Raw genomic sequence first — 21,370 nt, 5'->3', positions numbered from 1 at the left:
CCTGATTTGCGGCTTTTTCTATAAATATCATTATCGTCGCTGAAACTTCAGATGATTTTTGAATATAGAAAGACGCAACTGTGATGTAAAGCGTACACCCATCGGGTCATACAGTTAGTGGCACTTTTCTGCCATAATGGACGCTTTCGTCGTTACTCCGCAGGAGCCCACCATGGATTTTACCGCCGGACTGATGCCGCTTGAGGCGGCACTCACGCAGATGCTTGACCGAATTTCCCCCCTGCACGACCACGAGACGCTGCCATTGGTGCGCTGTTTTGGTCGTATTGCCGCGCGCGATATCGTCTCTCCGCTTAACGTGCCTGGGTTCGATAACTCCGCAATGGACGGCTACGCGGTACGCCTGGCGGATATCCGGACGGATACGGCGCTGCCCGTGGCGGGTAAAGCATTTGCCGGTCAGCCGTTTAACGGTGAGTGGCCTGCGGGTACCTGCGTACGCATCATGACCGGTGCCCCCGTACCGCCAGGCTGCGAAGCGGTGGTGATGCAGGAAGAGACCGAACAAACGGAAGCGGGCATCCGCTTCACCGCGAGTGTTAAAGCGGGACAGAATATCCGTCGTACCGGTGAAGACATCACGCGTGGCGCAACGGTATTTGCCGCCGGGCAGAAACTGACGGTGGGCGAACTGCCGGTGCTGGCCTCGCTCGGCATTGCAGAAATTGACGTTATCCGCAAGGTACGCGTGGCGGTCTTTTCCACTGGGGATGAACTCCAGCTTCCGGGCCAGCCACTGCAGGACGGCCAGATTTACGACACTAACCGCCTCGCGGTACACCTGATGCTTGAACAGCTGGGGTGTGAGGTCATTAACCTTGGTATCATTGCGGATGATCCGGAGAAACTGCGCGCCGCGTTTATTGAAGCGGACCAGTCTGCGGACGTGGTAATTAGCTCCGGCGGCGTTTCCGTAGGTGAAGCGGATTACACCAAAACCATTCTTGAAGAGCTGGGGGAGATCGGCTTCTGGAAACTGGCCATCAAGCCGGGCAAACCGTTCGCGTTTGGTCAGCTGAAACACAGCTGGTTCTGCGGCCTGCCGGGTAACCCGGTTTCCGCTGCCCTGACCTTCTACCAGTTGGTTATTCCGCTGCTGGCAAAACTGTCTGGTAACCAGGCCCACCCGCTGCCGATTCGCCAGCGCGTACGAGCGGCGACGCGCCTGAAGAAATCACCGGGCCGTCTTGATTTCCAGCGCGGTATTCTGACGCGCAACGCTGAAGGCGAGCTGGAAGTGAGCACCACCGGACACCAGGGCTCACACATCTTCAGCTCGTTCAGCCAGGGCAACTGCTTTATCGTTCTCGAGCGTGAACGCGGCAGCGTGGAGCCGGGTGAATGGGTTGAGGTGGAAAGCTTTAACCACCTCTTCGGAGGCTAACATGACGGCTGAACTCAGCGACCAGGAGATGATGCGCTATAACCGCCAGATTGTTCTGCGCGGTTTTGATTTCGACGGTCAGGAAGCGCTTAAGGCAGCACGGGTGCTGGTCGTGGGGCTGGGGGGGCTGGGCTGCGCTGCGGCCCAGTACCTGGCCGCGGCGGGGGTGGGCAATATGACGCTGCTGGATTTTGATACCGTGTCGGTGTCAAACCTTCAGCGCCAGACGCTGCACAGCGACGCGACCCTCGGCCAGCCAAAAGTGGAATCGGCCCGCGCGGCGCTGGCGCGCATCAATCCTCACGTGAAGTTCACCCTGATTGACGCCCTGCTGGATGATGAGGCGCTGTCGGCACAGATAGCACGACACGATCTGGTGCTGGACTGTACCGATAACGTCACCATTCGCGATCAGTTGAATGCAGGATGTTTTGCCCACAAAACGCCGCTGGTCTCCGGTGCCGCCATTCGCATGGAAGGCCAAATCAGCGTCTTTACCTACGCCGGGGGCGAACCCTGCTATCGCTGCCTGAGCCGTCTGTTTGGCGAGAACGCCCTCACCTGCGTGGAGGCGGGCGTCATGGCTCCGTTAGTCGGCGTCATAGGTTCGTTGCAGGCTATGGAAGCGATCAAAGTGCTGGCGCATTACGGGACGCCTGCCGCGGGGAAAATCGTGATGTATGACGCGATGACCTGCCAGTTCCGCGAGATGAAACTGATGCGCAACCCCGGCTGTGAGGTCTGCGGACGCTAAACGGTTGCCGGGCAAGCGTTAGCATAACCCGGCAACCGTATCAGAGCGTCGTTCTGCCAAACGCCCCTTGCCAGTCCTGCTCAAACTTCACTATTGCCGCATCCACCGCAGGCGAAGTAATAAACTGCTGAGCAACATCCAGCGGCAGGGTGATGGATTCACAACCGGCCAGCAGGCAGTCCAGTGCCTGACGCGGCGTTTTGAAGCTCGCGGCCAGCACTTTTGACTGCGGGGCATGCAGCGTCAGAAGCTGCTGCAGTTCAACCACCGTCTGGATCCCGTCCCCGCCCTGCGCGTCCACGCGGTTAACGTAAGGGGCAACATACTCAGCGCCCGCCAGCGCGGACAGCATCCCTTGTGCTGCACCGTACACCGCCGTACCCAGCGTCGGGATCCCTTCCGCTTTCAGCATTTTGATCGCCGCCAGACCTTCCGCCGTTACCGGCACTTTAACCACCAGATCGTTGATAATGGTGCGAAGTTTACGCGCCTCTTCCACCATCCCTTCAGCGGTGGTCGCCATGACCTGAGCGAACAGGCGACCTTTCCCGCCGAGCGCATCCTGCAGCGCCGGTAGCAGCGCCTCGAGCGGCGTTTTCCCTGCCGCCACGATACTGGGGTTCGTGGTCACGCCCGCCAGCGGGAAGATACGCGCCAGCCGTTTCACTGCCGCGACGTCGGAAGTATCGAGATAAAGTTCCATGATGTAACCCTCAAATTTAGCCTGCACTTACCCTATCACGACAAAACCTGCTCAGGAGTTGACCTGCATCAAGATAACTTTCATTCGAAAGTAATTTAATCTTCATATGCAAGATGAGAGGCGAAAACATGATCTTCAATATTCAGCGTTACTCTACCCACGATGGCCCCGGTATTCGTACCGTGGTGTTCCTGAAAGGCTGCTCGCTGGGCTGTCGCTGGTGCCAGAATCCGGAAAGCCGCTCTCGCCACCGGGATGTACTCTTTGACGCACGGCTGTGCCTGGAAGGCTGCGACCTGTGCCAGAAAGCGGCGCCGGGCATTATCGATCGTGCGCTGAATGGGCTGGTTATCCACCGTGAAAAGCTTAACGAAGAGACTCTCGACGCCCTCACCGACTGCTGCCCGACGCAGGCGCTCACCGTCTGTGGTGAAGAAAAGCAGGTCGAAGAGATTATGTCCACCGTACTGCGCGACAAGCCGTTCTATGACCGCAGCGGCGGCGGGATAACCCTGTCCGGCGGTGAACCGTTTATGAATCCCGATCTGGCTCATGCCCTGTTTAAAGCCAGCCATGAGCAAGGCATACATACCGCCGTGGAAACCTGTCTCCACGTGCCATGGCATTATATTGCACCCTCATTACCGTATGTCGATCTGTTCCTGGCGGACCTGAAACACGTTGATGGCAGGACGTTCAAACAGTGGACCGACGGTTCAGCCAAACGGATCCTTGATAACCTGAAACGCCTGGCCGCCGCCGGTAAACAGGTCACCATCCGCGTACCGCTGATTCAGGGCTTCAACGCCGATGAAGCGTCGATTACCGCCATCACTAACTTTGCCGCAGACGAACTCAACGTCCGCGAGATCCATTTTCTGCCGTACCACACGCTGGGCATGAACAAATATACCCTGCTCGGCCAACCCTACTCTGCCCCTGATAAACCGCTGGATGATCCTGCGCTTCTGGACTTCGCACAGCAGTACGCCTGCCAGAAAGGGTTAACCGCGACCTTACGAGGATAAACTTATGACGACCCTGAATCTCAGCACCCTTAGCGAGCGCATAAAAGCACACAAAACGGCCCTCGTGCATATCGTGAAGCCGCCGGTCTGTACCGAGCGCGCCCTGCATTACACCGAGATGTACCAACAGCATATGGACAAGCCGATCCCGGTGCGTCGCGCGCTGGCGCTGGCGCATCACCTCGCGCAGCGCACCATCTGGATAAAACACGATGAGCTCATCATCGGTAACCAGGCCAGTGAAGTCCGCGCCGCGCCAATTTTCCCGGAATACACCGTCTCGTGGATTGAAAAAGAGATTGACGATCTGGCGGACCGTCCGGGCGCAGGCTTTGCGGTGAGCGAAGAAAACAAGCGCGTATTGCATGAGATCTGCCCATGGTGGCGCGGCCAGACGGTGCAGGATCGCTGCTACGGCATGTTCACCGACGAGCAAAAAGGGCTGCTGGAAACCGGCATTATCAAAGCGGAAGGTAACATGACCTCCGGCGACGCACACCTGGCGGTTAACTTCCCGCTGCTGCTGGAGAAAGGCCTCGATGGTCTGCGCGACAAAGTGGCCGAGCGTCGTTCGCGTATCAACCTGACGGTGCTCGACGACCTTCACGGGGAACAGTTCCTGAAAGCGATCGATATTGTGCTGGAAGCGGTCAGCCTGCACATCGAACGTTTCGCCGCGCTGGCGCGTGAAATGGCGGCAACCGAATCCCGTGAAAGCCGTCGCGACGAGCTGCTGGCGATGGCAGAAAACTGTGATGTAATCGCCCATCAGCCGCCAACAACCTTCTGGCAGGCGCTGCAGCTGTGCTACTTCATTCAGCTGATTCTGCAGATTGAGTCCAACGGCCACTCCGTCTCGTTTGCCCGCATGGACCAGTACCTCTATCCGTACTACCGCCGCGACGTGGAGCTGAACCAGAGCCTCGACCGCGAACATGCCATCGAGCTGCTGCACAGCTGCTGGCTGAAGCTGCTGGAAGTGAACAAAATCCGCTCCGGTTCGCACTCCAAAGCTTCAGCGGGTAGCCCGCTGTATCAGAACGTCACCATCGGTGGACAGACGCTGATCAACGGTGAGCCTATGGACGCGGTCAACCCGCTCAGCTACGCGATTCTGGAATCCTGCGGTCGCCTGCGCTCCACGCAGCCAAACCTGAGCGTGCGTTATCATGCGGGCATGAGCAATGACTTCCTCGACGCCTGCGTGCAGGTGATCCGCTGCGGCTTTGGTATGCCCGCGTTCAACAACGATGAGATTGTCATTCCGGAATTTATCAAGCTCGGCGTCGAAAAAGAGGATGCCTATGACTATGCCGCGATTGGCTGCATCGAAACCGCAGTGGGTGGCAAATGGGGTTATCGCTGCACCGGCATGAGCTTTATCAACTTCGCCCGCGTGATGCTGGCAGCGCTGGAAGGCGGCCGCGATGCCACCAGCGGTAAGGTATTCCTGCCACAGGAGAAAGCACTCTCTGCCGGTAACTTCGATAACTTCGAAGAGGTGATGGCAGCGTGGGATACTCAGATCCGCTACTACACCCGCAAATCTATCGAGATTGAGTATGTGGTGGACACGATGCTGGAAGAGAACGTCCCCGATATTCTCTGCTCAGCGCTGGTGGATGACTGTATAGAACGCGCGAAAAGCATCAAACAAGGCGGCGCGAAGTATGACTGGGTGTCAGGCCTGCAGGTGGGTATTGCTAACCTGGGCAACAGCCTGGCCGCGGTGAAAAAACTGGTCTTCGAACAGGGTACGATAGGTCAGCAACAGCTGGCCGCCGCTCTGGCCGATGATTTCGACGGGCTGACCCACGAGCAGCTGCGTCAGCGGCTGATCAACGGCGCGCCAAAATACGGTAACGATGACGACAGCGTGGATATGCTGCTGACCCGTGCCTACGAAACCTATATCGCCGAGCTGAAGCAGTACCATAACCCGCGCTATGGCCGTGGTCCGATTGGCGGTAACTACTATGCCGGCACGTCATCTATCTCCGCGAACGTGCCGTTTGGCGCGGCAACGATGGCAACCCCGGATGGACGTAAGGCGCATACTCCGCTGGCAGAAGGAGCCAGCCCGGCCTCCGGTACTGACCACCTCGGCCCGACGGCGGTAATTGGTTCTGTCGGCAAACTGCCAACCGAAGCGATCCTCGGCGGGGTACTGTTAAACCAGAAGCTCAACCCATCGACGCTGGAAAATGACAGTGACCGTCAGAAACTGATGGTGCTTCTGCGTACCTTCTTTGAAGTGCACAAGGGCTGGCATATTCAGTACAACATCGTTTCGCGTGAAACGCTGCTGGAAGCGAAGAAACACCCGGACCAGTATCGTGACCTGGTGGTGCGCGTCGCAGGGTACTCCGCGTTCTTTACCGCCCTGTCGCCGGATGCGCAGGACGATATTATTGCGCGTACCGAGCACACGCTTTAACTCTCTTCAAACTTATGCCCTCTCCCATCAAGGAGAGGGAACCTGTCTTTAAGCGGCAATTTCGGTTGCCGCTTTGCTTTGACTTTCGAATGAAATTAAATTTGTGCTCTCCGTCACCTTGTTATTAGAATGTTTCAAACGCAGTGACTCAGGAGCACAGTATGACCGTAAAAGTTATCGTCACCGATATGGACGGAACTTTCCTTGATGATGCCAAGCAGTACGACCGCGACCGCTTTCAGGCACAGTTTGAGCAGCTTAAAGCCCGTGATATTGAATTTGTTGTCGCCAGCGGCAACCAGTATTACCAGCTCATCTCCTTCTTCCCGGAACTGAAAGATCAGATCTCCTTCGTGGCGGAAAATGGCGCGCTGGTGTTCGATCACGGTGAGCAGATTTTTCACGGTGAACTGACCCGCCATGAGTCGCAAATTGTCATTGGCGAGTTGCTGAAAGACAACGCGCTCAACTTTGTGGCCTGTGGGCTGGAGAGCGCCTACGTCAGCGAACGGGCGCCGGACGCGTTTGTGGCGCTCATGTCAAAGCACTACCACCGCTTAAAACGCATCCGTGATTACCGCGAAATTGACGACGTGCTGTTCAAATTCTCCCTGAATCTGCCGGACAGCGATATCCCGAATCTTGTCGACAAACTGCACGTCTCCCTCGACGGGATTATGAAACCCGTCACCAGCGGTTTTGGGTTTGTCGATTTAATTATCCCGGGCCTGCACAAAGCCAACGGCATTAGCCGTCTGCTGAAGCGCTGGAAAATCTCCCCACAGGCGTGCGTGGCCATCGGGGACAGCGGCAACGATGCGGAAATGCTGAAGCTGGTGAAATACAATTTTGCCATGGGCAACGCGGCGCAGAGCATTAAAACGATCTGCCGCTACAGCACGGATGACAACAACCACCAGGGCGCACTGAATGTGATTCAGGCCGTGCTTGACGACCACTCCCCGTTCGACGCGTAATCTCTCTCTTGCCGGAGCACTGCTCCGGCACCTCACTCTTTTTCCATCCTGTGGCACACGTCAAACATTTAAACTTGCATTAACTAATTTTTAACTTAAAGTATCACTTGTAGATATTTTTACTTTCGAATGAAAGATGCGAGGCAGTTATGACGTTTACCAGTGAAAGTTTGCCTGCGGACCATAAAGCAGCGATTCGTCAGTTGAAGCGTGAATTACGTGCGCAGATCGGAGACGTTCAGGCGGTATTCGACACGCTCAGCGATAAAATCGCGACCCGCGTGGCGGAAATTAATGCCCTGAAGAACAAAGGTGAAACCGTCTGGCCGGTTATCCCGTTTGCAGATGTGAAAAACGGGACGATCACCCTGGCACAGCGTGACGCGGTCAAACGCCGTGGCTGCGCGGTGATTAAAGGTCACTTCCCCCGCGAGCAGGCGCTGGCGTGGGATCAATCGATGCTCGACTACCTCGATCTCAACCGGTTTGATGAGGTCTATAAAGGTCCGGGCGATAACTTCTTTGGTACCTTAACCGCCTCACGTCCGGAAATTTACCCTATCTACTGGTCGCAGGCGCAAATGCAGGCTCGCCAGAGTGAAGAGATGGCGCAGGTACAGTCGTTCCTGAACCGTTTATGGACATTCGAGAGTAATGGCAAACAGTGGTTCGATCCGGACGTCAGCGTCATTTATCCGGACCGTATTCGTCGTCGCCCACCGGGTACCACCTCTAAAGGGCTGGGCGCGCATACCGATTCCGGCGCGCTGGAGCGCTGGCTGCTGCCGGCCTATCAGCAGGTCTTTGCCCGCGTTTTTGACGGCAACGTGGATAAATACGATCCGTGGAACGCCGCACACCGTACCGAAGTGGAAGAGTACACCGTGGATAACACCACAAAATGTTCTGTATTCCGCACCTTCCAGGGCTGGACGGCGCTGTCAGACATGATCCCGGGTCAGGGGCTGCTGCATGTGGTGCCTATTCCGGAAGCGATGGCCTACATTCTGCTGCGTCCGCTGCTGGATGATGTCCCGGAAGATGAACTCTGCGGCGTCGCGCCGGGACGTGTCCTGCCGGTCTCCGAGAAATGGCATCCGCTGCTAATCGAAGCGCTGAGCAGCATTCCTGCACTGGAAGCAGGCGATTCCGTGTGGTGGCACTGTGACGTCATCCACTCCGTTGCACCGGTGGAAAATCAGCAAGGCTGGGGCAACGTGATGTATATCCCTGCCGCCCCGATGTGCGAGAAAAACCTCGCCTATGCGAAAAAAGTGAAAGCAGCGCTGGAAACAGGTGCATCGCCGGGCGATTTCCCGCGCGAAGATTATGAAAAAAACTGGCAGGACCGCTTTACCGTGAACGATCTGAATATTCACGGCAAGCGTGCATTGGGTATGGCTTAACTGTCGTATAACCCTTCCCGCTCCACGGCGGTGCGTCGTTTCCCCTGACGTATCCGCCGGACAGATCCCCGCACGGCCAGCGTGCCGTTAAGCAATAACGTTCCCACCGGCGCATCCGGGCGCATCAGCCGTTGCTGAAGCATATGCACCGCTTCGGTTCCCAGTTCATCGCGCGGTACGTGCACCGCCGTGAGCGGAACATCCTGAATGGCCGCCAGATTAAACCCGTCAATGCTCATCACCGAGATATCCTGCGGCACGCGCAAGCCCTGTTTTTGCAGCGCACTGATGGTGCCCGCCGCCATAAAATCGCCGCCGACCAAAAATGCGGTGGGCAGATCCTTACCCTGCATTTGACGGAGCCAGGAGGTGACCAGCTCTTCCGTTTCGCGCGCGCTGAAGCTCGGAGCCACCAGCAGATCGCGTTTATCGTTGAATTTCAGGTTGTGAGATTGCCACGCATCGCGGATCCCGGCCAGACGCAGTTCCATGGTGTAACGCCGCAGGCAGAGGACATTCATCACCTCACGGTGTCCCATTTCAAACAGATAGTCCGCGGCCCGCTCACCTATCGAGCGGTGGTCCGGTGCCACTGCAGGCAGGCGCATATGCCGGTCGCGGCAGTTAATCAGCATGCAGGGTTTACCCACATCCACCGCCAGATCGTGGATATGCGGATCGTCGATACCGAGAAGAATAGCGGCCTGTGTCTCCGGCTCGTTCATCCGTGCCAGAAAAAGCTGTGCGTCGCTGTCATTTTCTTCCAGCGCGCAATAACGCAGACGGACATCGTGGGAAGCAAGGCCTTTACTCACGCTCTGAATCACGCGGTAGTAAAAGATGTCGGACCGCTCGTCAAAGGCGCGCTGTGGCGCAAAAACCACCAGGCTGTTGAGCAGCAGACGCCCCGCCGCCAGACCGTCCATCACCCCCAACTCCCGCGCACAAGCCAGTACTCTGGCGCGCGCTTTTTCACTGGTGTTCGCTTTTCCTGCCAGCACCCGCGACACGGTGCTGATGGAGAGCTGTGTGCGGGCGGCAATTTCGGTGATTTTTAGCCTTTTGTCCATTTTGTGATCTGGCTCCATTTGCGAAATGAAAAAATTTTCATAGCGTACTCATCAGGCAGTAACTGGCATGAAAAGCATCATGCCAGATGATTTATGTCATTGATGAGAAATTTTGCACAAAATCCACTATTGCCCGCTCATTTTCTCCCTTAAGGTGAATTTGTCACACCACTTCCATACTAGTTGTATAGCAACTTCGAAATTAAAACGGATAGAAATCAAAGCCATAAAAATCTGTGTGACACCTGAACCTCCGTCCCCTTACCGTCCGTCTTGTGGAGAGTAAAATGAGTCAGGACATCAATAACACCGTTGCGACAAGCAAAACCCGTCGCGTCATTAAGAACCTGCGCTGGTATGTGCTGGTGCTGTTCTTACTGGGCGTCACCGTTAACTACATCACCCGAAACTCGCTGGGTATTCTCGCCCCTGAGTTGAAAGAGAGCCTTGGGATCACCACCGAGCAATACTCCTGGATCGTCGGGGCATTTCAGATTGCCTACACCATTTTCCAGCCTCTGTGCGGCTGGTTGATCGACGTGATTGGTCTGAAGATTGGCTTTATGGTCTGCGCCGGGATCTGGGCGCTGATGTGTATTTTCCACGCCGGGGCGGGCAGCTGGCTGCACCTGGCTATCTTACGCTTCTTTATGGGTGCTTCTGAAGCGGCCGCCACGCCGGCGAATGCGAAAACCATTGGCGAGTGGTTCCCGAAATCGGAACGTCCTGTCGCGGCCGGTTGGGCGGGCGTAGGGTTCTCCATTGGCGCGATGCTGGCACCGCCCATCATCTATTTCGCGCACGCCTCGTTTGGCTGGCAGGGCGCATTTATGTTTACCGGCGTGCTGGCGCTGCTGTGGGTGATCCTCTGGTGGGCTTTTTACCACAACCCGGAACAGCATCCGAACCTGAGCAAGGACGAACTGGCGTTTATCAAGCAGGATAACGAACCGCCTGCGGTAAAACTGCCCTTCCTCACCGCGCTGAAAAATGTCTCCAAAAATAAGCGCTTCTACGGTATCGCCCTTCCGGCGTTTATGGCCGAACCGGCCTGGGCCGTGCTGAGCTTCTGGGTTCCGCTGTATCTCGCCAAAGAGCACGGCATGGATTTGAAGCAGATTGCGATGTTTGCCTGGCTGCCGTTCCTTGCCGCGGACCTCGGCAGCGTGGCAAGCGGCTACCTCACCCGTCTGTATGCGCGACTGTTCGGCTGCAGCCGTGTGAACTCGGTGGTGGCCAGCTCCGTCACCGGCGCATTCCTGATGATCTCCCTGGCCGTCGTGGCCATTACCCGCGACCCGTATATCACCATCGTGCTGATCTCCATCGGCGGTTTCGGGCATCAGATCATCTCCTGCATGCTCAGCGCCCTGGTCGTGGAGTCATTTGATAAAGGTCAGATGGCGACCGTTAACGGCATGCGCGGCTCGGCGGCCTGGATCGCCAGCTTCCTGTTCTCCCTGTTAATTGGGGTGACCGCCGACAAAATCGGCTTTAACCCGCTCTTTATTGCCATGGGGTTCTTTGACCTGATTGGCGCTGTTTTCCTGGTGGCATTTATTGCTGAACGTCGCGCCAAGCGCGCCTGATAGTGGATGTATTGCATATGAAAACCCTGAAAAACTGGACCGTTGATAAGCAGTCGGCAAATCATCTGGAACTGCTGGTCGATAACCAGCATCGTCTGTGCCTGTATGTGCTGGAAGAAAATCTGTTCCGCGTGCTGATTAAACGCAAAGGTGAGCTGACGCTGGATCGCACCTGGAGCATCGCCCCGCAGCAAGATGTGCCGTGGGAAGGTCGCCGCCGCGACGACCTGAGTGGTTTCACCTGCCCCGCCTGGACGCTGACGCAGCAGGACGACGTGCTGACGGTTGCCACCGAACAGCTGCGTGTGACCGTGCATCAGCCGCTGTGGCTGGAGTGGCACTACCGCAATGAGGCGGGTGAGTGGCAGCCGCTGGTCAACGACCGTCCAACCAGTGCCTATCTGCTGAATGCCCATGGCGACGGTGCGGCGCACTACCTGAGCCGTCGCAAGGATGAACGCTTCTACGGTCTGGGTGAGAAAGCCGGCGATCTGCAGCGTAACGGTAAACGCTACGAGATGCGCAACCTCGATGCAATGGGCTACAACGCGGCCAGCACCGATCCTCTGTACAAACATATTCCGTTCACCCTCACCCGTCGCGATGACGTGAGCTACGGGCTCTTCTACGACAACCTGAGCAGCTGCTGGCTGGATCTGGGCAACGAGATTGACAACTATCACACTGCCTATCGTCGCTGGCAGGCGGAAGCGGGCGACATCGATTACTACCTGTTCACGGGAAAACGGGCGCTGGACGTGACCAAAGCTTTCGTGCGTCTGACCGGGAAAACGCTCTTCGGGCCGAAATGGAGCCTGGGCTACAGCGGTTCGACCATGCATTACACCGACGCGCCGGATGCGCAGAACCAGCTGATGAACTTTATTCGTCTGTGCGAAGAACATGCTATTCCCTGCGACTCATTCCAGCTCTCTTCGGGCTATACCTCGATCAACGGCAAGCGCTACGTCTTTAACTGGAACCACGACAAGGTGCCGCAGCCGAAGGTGATGACCCAGGCTTTCCACGACGCGGGGTTAAAGCTGGCGGCCAACATCAAGCCATGCCTGCTGCAGGATCACCCGCGCTATAACGAAGTTGCGGAAAACGGGTTGTTCATCCGCGATTCAGAAACCGACGCGCCAGAACGCTCTAGCTTCTGGGATGACGAAGGTTCTCACCTCGATTTTACCAACCCACAGACGGTGAAATGGTGGCAGGAAGGGGTAACCACGCAGCTGCTTGAGATGGGGATCGACTCCACCTGGAACGACAACAACGAATATGAAGTGTGGGATGGCGAAGCCCGCTGCCACGGCTTTGGCAAGGAAATCGCGATCAAGCACATTCGCCCGGTGATGCCGTTGCTGATGATGCGTGCCTCGCTGGAAGCGCAGCAGCGTTTTGCCCCGGAAAAACGTCCGTATCTCATTTCCCGCTCCGGCTGCGCGGGCATGCAACGTTACGTCCAGACCTGGAGCGGCGATAACCGTACCAGCTGGGATACCCTGCGCTATAACACCCGCATGGGTCTGGGAATGAGCCTGTCCGGGCTGTTTAATGTGGGCCATGATGTCGGTGGTTTTTCCGGCGACAAACCCGACGCGGAACTGTTCGTACGCTGGGTGCAAAACGGCGTGATGCATCCGCGCTTTACCATTCACTCATGGAATGATGACCACACCGTTAACGAGCCGTGGATGTATCCGGGCGTGACGCCGGCTATTCGTGGTGCCATTGAATTACGCTATCGTCTGCTGCCGTACCTTTATACCCTGCTCTGGCAGGCGCATGCCGACGACGAACCAATGCTACGCCCGACCTTCCTCGACCACGAACACGATGCGCAGACGTTTGAGGAGAACGATGATTTCCTGCTGGGTCGCGACCTGCTGGTGGCCAGCGTGGTGGAGGCCGGGCAGCGCGAGCGACGCGTCTGGCTGCCGGATAACGAAACGGGCTGGTACGATTTTTACACCCACGAGTGGTTCGCTGGCGGGCAGTGGATCGTACGTGATGCGCCGCTGGAGAAATTGCCGCTGCTGGTACGTGCCGGTGCGGGTCTGCCGCTCAGCGAACGCATTACGCATGTCAGCGCGGAAAAAGACACTACCCGTGAGCTGAAACTGTTCCCGGTGAAAGGCGTCGGTTCAACCGCGGGCCTGCTGTTTGAAGACGATGGTGAAAGCTGGGGCTATCAGAACGGCAATGCGCTGTGGGTGGAATGGGACATGGCATGCGACGGTGCCACCATCAACCTGAAGGTCAGTGCGCGGGGAGATTATCGTCCGGCGTGGAAAGCGCTGAAGATATCGTTACCGGCCGGGGAAAAACGCACGCTGCTGGTGAATGGTATTGAAGGGAATGAATGGGTGGTCTAGTACGGCCTGATGCCCGCTCCCACAGGGAGAGGGCATCAAACACAGGCCCGGTAGGCGTAGCGCCACCGGGCTTTTTTTTTAACCCTCGATACCTTTACTGCGCAGGTAATCTTCGTAGTTACCGGTGAAGTCCACCACGCGCTCAGGCGTAATTTCGATCACGCGGGTCGCCAGCGAGCTGACGAATTCACGGTCGTGAGAGACGAAGATCAGGGTCCCCTGATACATCTCCAGCGCCATGTTCAGCGATTCGATAGATTCCATATCCAGGTGGTTAGTCGGTTCATCCATCACCAGGATATTAGGTTTTTCCATCATCAGCTTACCGAATAGCATGCGCCCTTTTTCACCACCGGACAGCACTTTAGCAGGCTTCTTGATGTCGTCCTGGCTGAACAGCAGACGACCCAGAATGCTGCGCACTGCCTGCTCGTCGTCGCCTTCCTGCTTCCACTGGCTCATCCAGTCGAAGACGGTCAGGTCGTTTTCGAACTCGTATTCATGGTCCTGTGCGTAATAACCAATCTGCGCGTTTTCAGACCACTTCACGGTACCGTTATCCGGCTGCAGTTCGCCGACCAGGGTTTTCAGCAGGGTGGATTTACCCACGCCGTTGGCACCCAGAATGGCGATCTTCTCGCCCACTTCCAGCAGCAGGTTAAAGTTTTTAAACAGCGGACCGTTTTCAAAACCTTTAGCCAGGGCTTCCACTTCCAGCGCATTACGGAACAGTTTCTTGTCCTGCTCGAAGCGGATGAATGGGTTCTGACGGCTGGACGCTTTCACTTCATCAAGCTTGATCTTGTCAATCTGACGCGCACGAGAGGTCGCCTGGCGAGATTTAGAGGCGTTCGCGCTGAAGCGGCTGACGAAAGACTGCAGATCAGCAATCTGGGCTTTCTTCTTGGCGTTATCCGCCAGCAGACGTTCACGCGCCTGCGTGGCTGCCGTCATGTACTCGTCGTAGTTGCCCGGATAAACGCGCAGCTCGCCGTAGTCCAGGTCCGCCATGTGTGTACACACCATGTTCAGGAAGTGACGGTCGTGCGAGATGATGATCATGGTGCTGTCGCGATCGTTCAGCGTCTGCTCCAGCCAGCGGATGGTGTCGATGTCCAGGTTGTTCGTTGGTTCGTCGAGCAGCAGGATATCCGGATTGGAGAACAGCGCCTGCGCCAGCAGAACACGCAGTTTCCAGCCTGGCGCGACTTCGCTCATCGGGCCGTAATGTTGTTCTACCGGAATACCCACACCCAGCAGCAGCTCGCCCGCACGCGCTTCCGCAGAGTAGCCATCCATTTCGCCGTACAGCACTTCGAGATCGGCCACTTTGTAGCCATCTTCTTCGCTCATCTCCGCCAGCGCGTAGATGCGATCGCGCTCCTGCTTCACTTCCCACAGCTCCGCGTGTCCCATGATAACGGTGTCAAGGACGGTGAACTCTTCAAAGGCGAACTGATCCTGACGCAGCTTACCGATGCGCTCGTTTGGATCGAGCGAAACGTTGCCCAGCGTCGGCTCTAAATCACCGCCGAGGATTTTCATAAAAGTAGATTTACCGCTACCGTTGGCGCCAATCAGGCCGTAACGGTTGCCGCCGCCAAATTTGACGGAAATGTTTTCGAACAGCGGCTTACTGCCAAACTGCATAGTGACGTTGCTGGTAACTAACACGGGGAGATTCCTGCGAAAAGTGTGATAAACACGGCATTATGCCACAATTCCGAATTGAGATCCCGCGTTGCGGCAATCCGCTAAACTTTAACAAAATCGAAAAAAATGTGATTTCGTACACATCTGAATTCCCTGTTAGCGGGAATGCACATATAATGCGCTCCCATCAAGATTCAGACTTATCAACTCATCGCCGGAATGGCTTAGATACCTCGCACAACATGAACATGAAATTAACAACGCTTTTTGCGGCGGCGTTAGCCGTAGTAGGTTTTTGCAAAACCGCTTCTGCGGTGACTTATCCGCTGCCGACAGACGGTAGCCGTCTGGTTGGTCAAAACCAGGTGGTCACGGTGCCTGAAGGTAACGCTCAGCCACTGGAATATTTCGCGGCGCAGTACCAGTTGGGCCTGTCTAACATGCTGGAAGCGAATCCGGGTGTTGACCCGTATCTGCCTAAAGCCGGTACCGTGCTGAACATTCCTCAGCAGCTGATCCTGCCGGATACCGTCCATGAAGGTATTGTCATCAACAGCGCGGAAATGCGTCTGTATTACTACCCGAAAGGCACCAACACGGTTATCGTGCTGCCAATCGGTATCGGCCAGCTGGGTAAAGACACCCCAATGAACTGGACGACCAAAGTTGAGCGTAAGAAAGCAGGCCCAACCTGGACGCCAACCGCCAAAATGCACGCAGAGTACATCGCTGCGGGTGAACCCCTGCCAGCCGTTGTACCGGCAGGCCCGGATAACCCAATGGGTCTGTACGCGCTGTACATTGGCCGTCTGTACGCGATTCACGGGACCAACGCCAACTTCGGTATCGGCCTGCGCGTAAGCCACGGCTGCGTACGTCTGCGTAACGAAGACATCAAATTCCTGTTCGAAAACGTGCCGGTCGGTACCCGCGTCCAGTTCATCAACGAACCGGTTAAAGCGACGTCTGAGCCGGATGGCAGCCGTTACATTGAAGTACATAACCCGCTGTCCACCAGCGAAGACCAGATCAACAACAACGAAATCGTTCCGGTTACGCTGAACAGCGCGGTGCAGTCCGTGACCTCTCAGCCGGATGTAGAGACAGCGATTGTTGACCAGGCCGTTCAGAACCGTTCTGGTATGCCAGTGCGTCTGAACTGACCCTCTGCCCGGTGGCGCTTTGCTGACCGGGTCTGAGAATAAGAAAGCGGGCTCTGATGCCCGCTTTTTTTTATCCGTTATTGACGATAACTATCCCGCCGTGGTCGTAACGGTAGTGACAGTGGGCATACTCAAGCGGTGTGCCATCCTCCAGATAGATAACCTGCTCCACCTCCAGCACCGGATCGGTCTGCTCGCAGATAAGGTGTTGCATATCCAGCGCGTTCGGTTTTAGCGCCCGCACCACCCGGTACGACCCCATGATTTTCAGCCCCAGCGTCTCCTGCACGTAGCGGAACACGGAGCCTTCAAGATGGCTTTTATTCAGACCGGGCACCAGATTAAGCGGCATTACGGTGGAGTCCAGCGACATCGGCTCACCGTTGAGCAGACGCAAACGAACAAAGTCATAGACAGGCGCATCGGCGTTAATCATCAGCGAGGCCTGCTCCTTCTCGTTCGGAAAGCGCAGCTCGAAATGGACCACGACGCTGGAAACGGTGCCCAGATGCTCCCAGGTTTTTGTTGCGCCGAAGTAGTCGCTGCCGGAAAGATCCCACTGCGAGAGTTGCAGGAAATTTTTGCGGATAAACGTCCCCTGCCCCTGACGGGTATAGATCAGCCCTTCCACAATTAACTGGCGTATGGCCTGCTGTATGGTCATCCGGCTGGTGCTGAACTCCGCCGCCAGGGCAAACTGGTCCGGGAGCGGTTCGTTGGCGGCGTATTGCGAGCTAATAATGCGTTTCTTAATTTCCCGCGCTATGGTGATGTACTTCGCCGCCATCGTCCTTCCTTTCTGTTAGTTTTCTGTCCCGCTGTTTTTTAATGCCACTCTCTCGGCAATTTTGAGGAAAGGCAGGTAGAAGAATACACCAAATACAATGATTGCCAACTGCACGACCACGGCGCGCCAGTCCCCTGCCGTTGCCAGCCAGGCGCTCAGAATGGGCGGAGTTGTCCACGGGATCATAACCACACAGCGCGACATTAACCCCAGGGTAGTACAGAACCACGCAAACCAGATACCTATGGCAGGTAGCAGCACAAAGGGGATCATCAGCGGCAGGTTGAACACAATCGGCAGGCCAAAAATGACCGGCTCGTTGATGTTAAACAGGCCCGGCGCCAGCGACAAACGGGCCACCTGTTTCGCCGATTTTTGCCGTGAGAAGATGAAAATGGCAATCAGCAGGGAAATCGTGCTGCCGGTGCCCCCCACCATACCAAAGGTCGGTACAAAGATATTATTGATGATATGTGGGACAGGCTGACCGTTGGCAAAGGCCAGCATATTCTCGTTGGTGTTGATCAGCAGAAACGGCTCCAGCACCACGCTGTTAACCACCGACTGATGGATCCCAAGCGTGAACAGGAAGTTACCAAAGCTATAGATAAAAATCGTGCCCGGCAGGCTGGTGTTGATCAGGCGCAGCGGCTGCTGAATAAAAGTGGTGATCAGGTGGATGAGATCCGTGTGCAACACGTTCGCCAGAAGCGCGGCCAGTATAGCAAACAGGGAAAGCGTCAGGATCGTCGGGATCAGCGCGGTAAACGATTTACTGACCGCCGGCGGTACATTTTCACCTAAAGAAATGTGCAGCGCTTTCAGACGAGAAATGGCGATAAACAGTTCCGTTGAGAGCAGACCAATCAGCACCCCGGCAAAAATGCCGGTTGAGCCAATATTGGAGAACGTCAGCACCTGCGTGACGTTCACCGTGGCGTCGCTGCCGACGGGCGTGAGCTGTAAGCGCATCGGCATCATAATGATAAAACTGCTGATGGCGATAACCACTGCCGAGACCGGGTTGTCGAAGTCTTTGTTGCGTGCCAGCGACCAGGCAATCATCGGTGCCAGCAACAGCGCGGCGATATTCAGCGTACCGTTAATAATCGCCTCGCCCCACACCTTAAAATGCACCAGCGTGTCGCCTTCAAAAATCCATGGAAATACCACGTTATTCACCAGCACCGCCAGACCGGCAAGGATGAAAATGGGCATGACCGTGGCGAAGGCATCGCGCAGGGAACGCAGGTGCACCTGGTTTGCCAGGCGCGCCGAGAACTCAACAAATCTGTCGACAAAAGACTGCATATGCGGTGTTATTTTTGTTTCAGACATAGCGGATATTTCCCTTCAATCAGTCACAAAAACGGCCCGGCAGCGTACGGCTTACATCTCGCGTCCGTTGGTATGGATAACCTGTTTCAACCATGCGTAGCTCTTCTTCGGTACGCGCTTTAAGTCTTTCAGGTCGTGGTTTTCACGGTTCACATAGACCACGCCGTAACGCTTACGCATGTCTCCCTGTGAACTCAGAATGTCGATTAAGCCCCAGCCGAGGTAACCGATCACCTCCGCGCCATCCTCAAACATGGCTTGTTTCATCGCCTCGATATGCGCCCGGTGGTAGTCAATACGGTAGGTATCTTCAATCGGATTCACACCGTCCCAGGACTCGATCACCCCAATACCGTTTTCAATCGGGAATACCGGCATACGCCAGTCGTTGTAATAGCGGGTGATGATGGTGCGAAAGCCCAGCGGATCAATCTGCCAGTTCCATTCGGTCGCTTTCAGGTACGGGTTATTTTTATCACCGTGCAGAAGGTAATCGTTGACCGGCGTTCCTTCGGGGATCGCATCGCTGTCGAGGGTTTTACTGGCGTAGTAGCTGAAGGCCATATAGTCGTTTTTGGTACGCGCCAGCAGCGCAAGATCCTCAGCGCGGTAGATATCCGCAAAACCTTGCTGTTCAACGACCGCCATCACCGCCGGGCTATAACCCTGGCCAGCAAAGACGCGCAGCAGGTTCTGGTTGAGGAATTCGTCATACTGCTGGGCGCAGAAGATATCACGCGGTTTACAGGTCGCCGGATAGACCAACTGGTGCGCCAGCATACCGCCCATCAGCTGGCCCGGACGGGTCTGGTGCAGGTATTCGGTCAGGGTCATATGCGCGACCATGGTGTGGTGCTGCAGTTCATACAGCTCGCGCAGGGTTTTCTCGCCTTTCATATAGCCCGAGATCCGGAAGGCTTCCGGCATGTGGAAGATGTTCTGCTCGTTAAACGTCAGCCAGTACTTCACCCGGTCGCCGTAACAGTCGATCATTTTTTTGCCGTAGCGGATAAACGCGTCCATCACACGGCGATCGTTAAAACCGTTGTACTCCTGCGCCAGCGCCAGCGGCATATCGAAGTGGTAGAGGCAGATCATCGGCTCAATGCCGCGGGCAATTAAATCGTTAATAAAGCGATCATAAAAGGCGATACCTTCGTCGTTGAAGTCACCGTCGCCCTGTGGACATACGCGGCTCCAGGCGATCTGAAAGCGGTAGCAGTTCATACCCAGATCCTGCATCAGGTCGAAATCTTCCCGATAGCGGTGGTAGGAATCGGTCGCGACTTTCCAGTCAGAAACGTTCTCCCCGGCTTCGCGAATGTCATATACCGACATTCCCTTTCCTCCCTCATTCCAGGCCCCTTCCGTCTGCATACTGGATACGGAATTGCCCCATAAAAAATTGGCTGGCAGAAATTGATTCATGATCGCTCCCTATATGACTAGTCATTTAAAATTTCATGACTAGTCATATAGGCGAAGACGAAAAATCAATCAAAGAGGAGGATCGTTTTTTGTGAGCAAGGCGGGAAAAAAACCCGGTCAGCGAAGCGAGACCGGGGGGAAGGAAGGTTATTGTTGTGCGAGCTGATGACGGCGATATTCACCCTGCCGCTCCAGCATCCAGCCCGGGTATTCGCGCGGCAGCGCGCTGACAGCATCAAGCTGTTTAAGCTCATCTTCGCTTAAACGGATCCCGGTGGCGGCAATGTTGTCGTCCAGCTGGTCGACACGTTTGGCACCAATAATGACGCTGGTTACGGCCTTCTGATGCAGCAACCACGCCAGCGCAATTTGCGCCACAGAGACACCTTTGCGCTCGGCCAGGGTGCGCATCACATCCACGCAATCGAAAGCACGCTCTTTATTCACCGGCGGGAAGTCAAATTCCAGGCGGCGACCGCCGGATTCACTCTGCCCGTCACGGCCATATTTTCCGCTAAGCAGACCACCTGCCAGTGGGCTCCAGACCATCAACCCGACGCCCTCACTCTGCATCATCGGTATCAGTTCACGCTCCAGATCGCGCCCGGCGATGGTGTAATACGCCTGCAGCGAAGCAAAACGCGCCAGTCCAAGGCGTTCGGAAATGCCCAGCGCTTTGGCAATCTGCCACGCCGCCCAGTTAGAGACGCCGATATAACGCACGTGCCCATGCTGCACCAGGTTATCCAGCGCGTAGAGCATCTCTTCGACAGGGGTTGCCGGGTCAAAACCATGGAGCTGATACAGATCGATATGATCGAGCTGCAGACGGCGCAGGCTCTCTTTGACGCTACTGATGATGTGATAGCGCGAACTGCCGCGGGAGTTCACCCCGGCCGTGCCCGTTTCGCCAAACACTTTGGTGGCAACCACCACATTTTCACGCGGAATTTTCAGGTTCTTCAGCGCCTGGCCGGTGATCTCCTCCGAGCGCCCTTCCGAATACACATCCGCGGTATCGATGAAATTAATTCCGGCATCCAGTGCACGGCCCACCAGCTGCTCGGCTTCACTTTGCTGCAGCTGACCAATCTTGCCCCACATGCCGCCTTCTCCGCCGAAGGTCATGGTGCCAAGGCACAGTTCAGACACAAACAGACCGGTATTGCCCAGTTTTTGATAACGCATAAGATAATCCTCGCATGTCGTTCGATGGGTACCCGATAGTTATACCCGCCCCATAGCCATCGC

At 56.0% G+C, this 21,370-nt stretch carries 16 protein-coding genes; 9 read left to right on the top strand and 7 right to left on the bottom strand.

Annotated elements, in window-relative coordinates:
* Positions 1-172 precede the first annotated feature (172 nt).
* Together moeA and moeB are read left to right on the top strand one after the other, a co-directional pair.
* Entirely contained in the window at positions 173-1,405 is a 1,233-nt protein-coding gene (gene moeA / locus QLG09_RS07515) for a molybdopterin molybdotransferase MoeA (RefSeq protein WP_282488796.1), read from the top strand.
* Position 1,406: 1 nt separating this feature from the next.
* On the top strand, positions 1,407-2,159 hold the full coding sequence (moeB, locus tag QLG09_RS07510) for a molybdopterin-synthase adenylyltransferase MoeB (RefSeq protein ID WP_047955264.1): 753 nt from the start codon (positions 1,407-1,409) through the stop codon (positions 2,157-2,159).
* A 40-nt stretch (positions 2,160-2,199) separates the two neighbouring features.
* On the opposite strand, the gene fsa is transcribed toward moeB, so the two are convergent.
* Entirely contained in the window at positions 2,200-2,862 is a 663-nt protein-coding gene (fsa, locus tag QLG09_RS07505; RefSeq protein WP_020884894.1) for a fructose-6-phosphate aldolase, read from the bottom strand.
* 128 nt (positions 2,863-2,990) lie between these two features.
* Between fsa and QLG09_RS07500 the strand changes: the two genes are divergently transcribed.
* The 4 genes from QLG09_RS07500 to QLG09_RS07485 all read left to right on the top strand — a co-directional run bounded on the left by QLG09_RS07500 (position 2,991) and on the right by QLG09_RS07485 (position 8,710).
* A complete protein-coding gene (locus tag QLG09_RS07500; RefSeq protein WP_047955262.1) occupies positions 2,991-3,890 on the top strand; it encodes a glycyl-radical enzyme activating protein in 900 nt (299 codons plus the stop codon).
* Between the two features lie 4 nt (positions 3,891-3,894).
* The gene (locus QLG09_RS07495) at positions 3,895-6,327 is read left to right on the top strand and encodes a formate C-acetyltransferase/glycerol dehydratase family glycyl radical enzyme (protein ID WP_025204613.1); all 2,433 of its coding nucleotides are present in this window, start codon (positions 3,895-3,897) and stop codon (positions 6,325-6,327) included.
* A gap of 161 nt (positions 6,328-6,488) precedes the next feature.
* Complete coding sequence (locus QLG09_RS07490) at positions 6,489-7,304, top strand: Cof-type HAD-IIB family hydrolase (protein ID WP_025204614.1); 816 nt, start codon at positions 6,489-6,491, stop codon at positions 7,302-7,304.
* A gap of 149 nt (positions 7,305-7,453) precedes the next feature.
* Positions 7,454-8,710, top strand: coding sequence for a DUF1479 domain-containing protein (locus QLG09_RS07485; protein ID WP_049022739.1), 1,257 nt, complete (start codon positions 7,454-7,456; stop codon positions 8,708-8,710).
* On the opposite strand, the gene QLG09_RS07480 is transcribed toward QLG09_RS07485, so the two are convergent.
* Positions 8,707-9,780, bottom strand: a complete 1,074-nt coding sequence (locus tag QLG09_RS07480) for a LacI family DNA-binding transcriptional regulator (RefSeq protein WP_025204616.1) — start codon at positions 9,778-9,780, stop codon at positions 8,707-8,709. The genes QLG09_RS07485 and QLG09_RS07480 overlap by 4 nt on opposite strands.
* A 287-nt stretch (positions 9,781-10,067) precedes the next feature.
* Here QLG09_RS07480 and QLG09_RS07475 point away from each other — a divergent pair, with 287 nt between their 5' ends.
* Positions 10,068-11,369 carry an MFS transporter gene (locus QLG09_RS07475; RefSeq protein ID WP_020884899.1) on the top strand — a complete coding sequence of 434 codons (1,302 nt, stop codon included), beginning with the start codon at positions 10,068-10,070 and terminating at the stop codon, positions 11,367-11,369.
* Positions 11,370-11,386: 17 nt separating this feature from the next.
* Positions 11,387-13,750: a glycoside hydrolase family 31 protein gene (locus QLG09_RS07470; protein ID WP_049022738.1), complete on the top strand. Its 2,364-nt coding sequence runs from the start codon at positions 11,387-11,389 to the stop codon at positions 13,748-13,750.
* 78 nt (positions 13,751-13,828) lie between these two features.
* Here the strand turns inward: QLG09_RS07470 and QLG09_RS07465 are convergent, their stop codons facing one another.
* Positions 13,829-15,424, bottom strand: coding sequence for an ABC-F family ATPase (locus QLG09_RS07465; RefSeq protein ID WP_020884901.1), 1,596 nt, complete (start codon positions 15,422-15,424; stop codon positions 13,829-13,831).
* Between the two features lie 221 nt (positions 15,425-15,645).
* Between QLG09_RS07465 and ldtB the strand changes: the two genes are divergently transcribed.
* On the top strand, positions 15,646-16,566 hold the full coding sequence (gene ldtB / locus QLG09_RS07460) for a L,D-transpeptidase (protein ID WP_025204618.1): 921 nt from the start codon (positions 15,646-15,648) through the stop codon (positions 16,564-16,566).
* Between the two features lie 70 nt (positions 16,567-16,636).
* On the opposite strand, the gene QLG09_RS07455 is transcribed toward ldtB, so the two are convergent.
* The 4 genes from QLG09_RS07455 to QLG09_RS07440 form a co-directional block, all read right to left on the bottom strand.
* Entirely contained in the window at positions 16,637-17,353 is a 717-nt protein-coding gene (locus QLG09_RS07455; protein WP_032677739.1) for a GntR family transcriptional regulator, read from the bottom strand.
* 15 nt (positions 17,354-17,368) lie between these two features.
* Positions 17,369-18,691 (bottom strand): PTS transporter subunit EIIC, encoded by a 1,323-nt coding sequence (locus QLG09_RS07450; protein WP_063934404.1) that lies wholly within the window; start codon positions 18,689-18,691, stop codon positions 17,369-17,371.
* 51 nt (positions 18,692-18,742) lie between these two features.
* Entirely contained in the window at positions 18,743-20,119 is a 1,377-nt protein-coding gene (locus QLG09_RS07445; RefSeq protein ID WP_032681380.1) for a glycoside hydrolase family 1 protein, read from the bottom strand.
* Positions 20,120-20,266: 147 nt separating this feature from the next.
* Positions 20,267-21,307 carry an aldo/keto reductase gene (locus tag QLG09_RS07440; protein WP_014169266.1) on the bottom strand — a complete coding sequence of 347 codons (1,041 nt, stop codon included), beginning with the start codon at positions 21,305-21,307 and terminating at the stop codon, positions 20,267-20,269.
* Between the last annotated feature and the right edge of the window lie 63 nt (positions 21,308-21,370).

Source organism: Enterobacter sp. V89_11 (assembly GCF_029967775.1).
Taxonomy (GTDB): Bacteria; Pseudomonadota; Gammaproteobacteria; order Enterobacterales; family Enterobacteriaceae; genus Enterobacter; species Enterobacter ludwigii.
This window is presented reverse-complemented; position numbering and strand designations above follow the sequence as displayed.

Excerpts from the sequence above, each read along its gene's own strand:
- moeA (WP_282488796.1), top strand. The coding sequence starts at position 173 with ATGGATTTTACCGCCGGACTGATGCCGCTTGAGGCGGCACTCACGCAG.
- moeB (WP_047955264.1), top strand. The coding sequence starts at position 1,407 with ATGACGGCTGAACTCAGCGACCAGGAGATGATGCGCTATAACCGCCAG.
- fsa (WP_020884894.1), bottom strand. The coding sequence starts at position 2,862 with ATGGAACTTTATCTCGATACTTCCGACGTCGCGGCAGTGAAACGGCTG.
- QLG09_RS07500 (WP_047955262.1), top strand. The coding sequence starts at position 2,991 with ATGATCTTCAATATTCAGCGTTACTCTACCCACGATGGCCCCGGTATT.
- QLG09_RS07495 (WP_025204613.1), top strand. The coding sequence starts at position 3,895 with ATGACGACCCTGAATCTCAGCACCCTTAGCGAGCGCATAAAAGCACAC.
- QLG09_RS07490 (WP_025204614.1), top strand. The coding sequence starts at position 6,489 with ATGACCGTAAAAGTTATCGTCACCGATATGGACGGAACTTTCCTTGAT.
- QLG09_RS07485 (WP_049022739.1), top strand. The coding sequence starts at position 7,454 with ATGACGTTTACCAGTGAAAGTTTGCCTGCGGACCATAAAGCAGCGATT.
- QLG09_RS07480 (WP_025204616.1), bottom strand. The coding sequence starts at position 9,780 with ATGGACAAAAGGCTAAAAATCACCGAAATTGCCGCCCGCACACAGCTC.
- QLG09_RS07475 (WP_020884899.1), top strand. The coding sequence starts at position 10,068 with ATGAGTCAGGACATCAATAACACCGTTGCGACAAGCAAAACCCGTCGC.
- QLG09_RS07470 (WP_049022738.1), top strand. The coding sequence starts at position 11,387 with ATGAAAACCCTGAAAAACTGGACCGTTGATAAGCAGTCGGCAAATCAT.
- ldtB (WP_025204618.1), top strand. The coding sequence starts at position 15,646 with ATGAACATGAAATTAACAACGCTTTTTGCGGCGGCGTTAGCCGTAGTA.
- QLG09_RS07455 (WP_032677739.1), bottom strand. The coding sequence starts at position 17,353 with ATGGCGGCGAAGTACATCACCATAGCGCGGGAAATTAAGAAACGCATT.
- QLG09_RS07450 (WP_063934404.1), bottom strand. The coding sequence starts at position 18,691 with ATGTCTGAAACAAAAATAACACCGCATATGCAGTCTTTTGTCGACAGA.
- QLG09_RS07445 (WP_032681380.1), bottom strand. The coding sequence starts at position 20,119 with ATGAATCAATTTCTGCCAGCCAATTTTTTATGGGGCAATTCCGTATCC.
- QLG09_RS07440 (WP_014169266.1), bottom strand. The coding sequence starts at position 21,307 with ATGCGTTATCAAAAACTGGGCAATACCGGTCTGTTTGTGTCTGAACTG.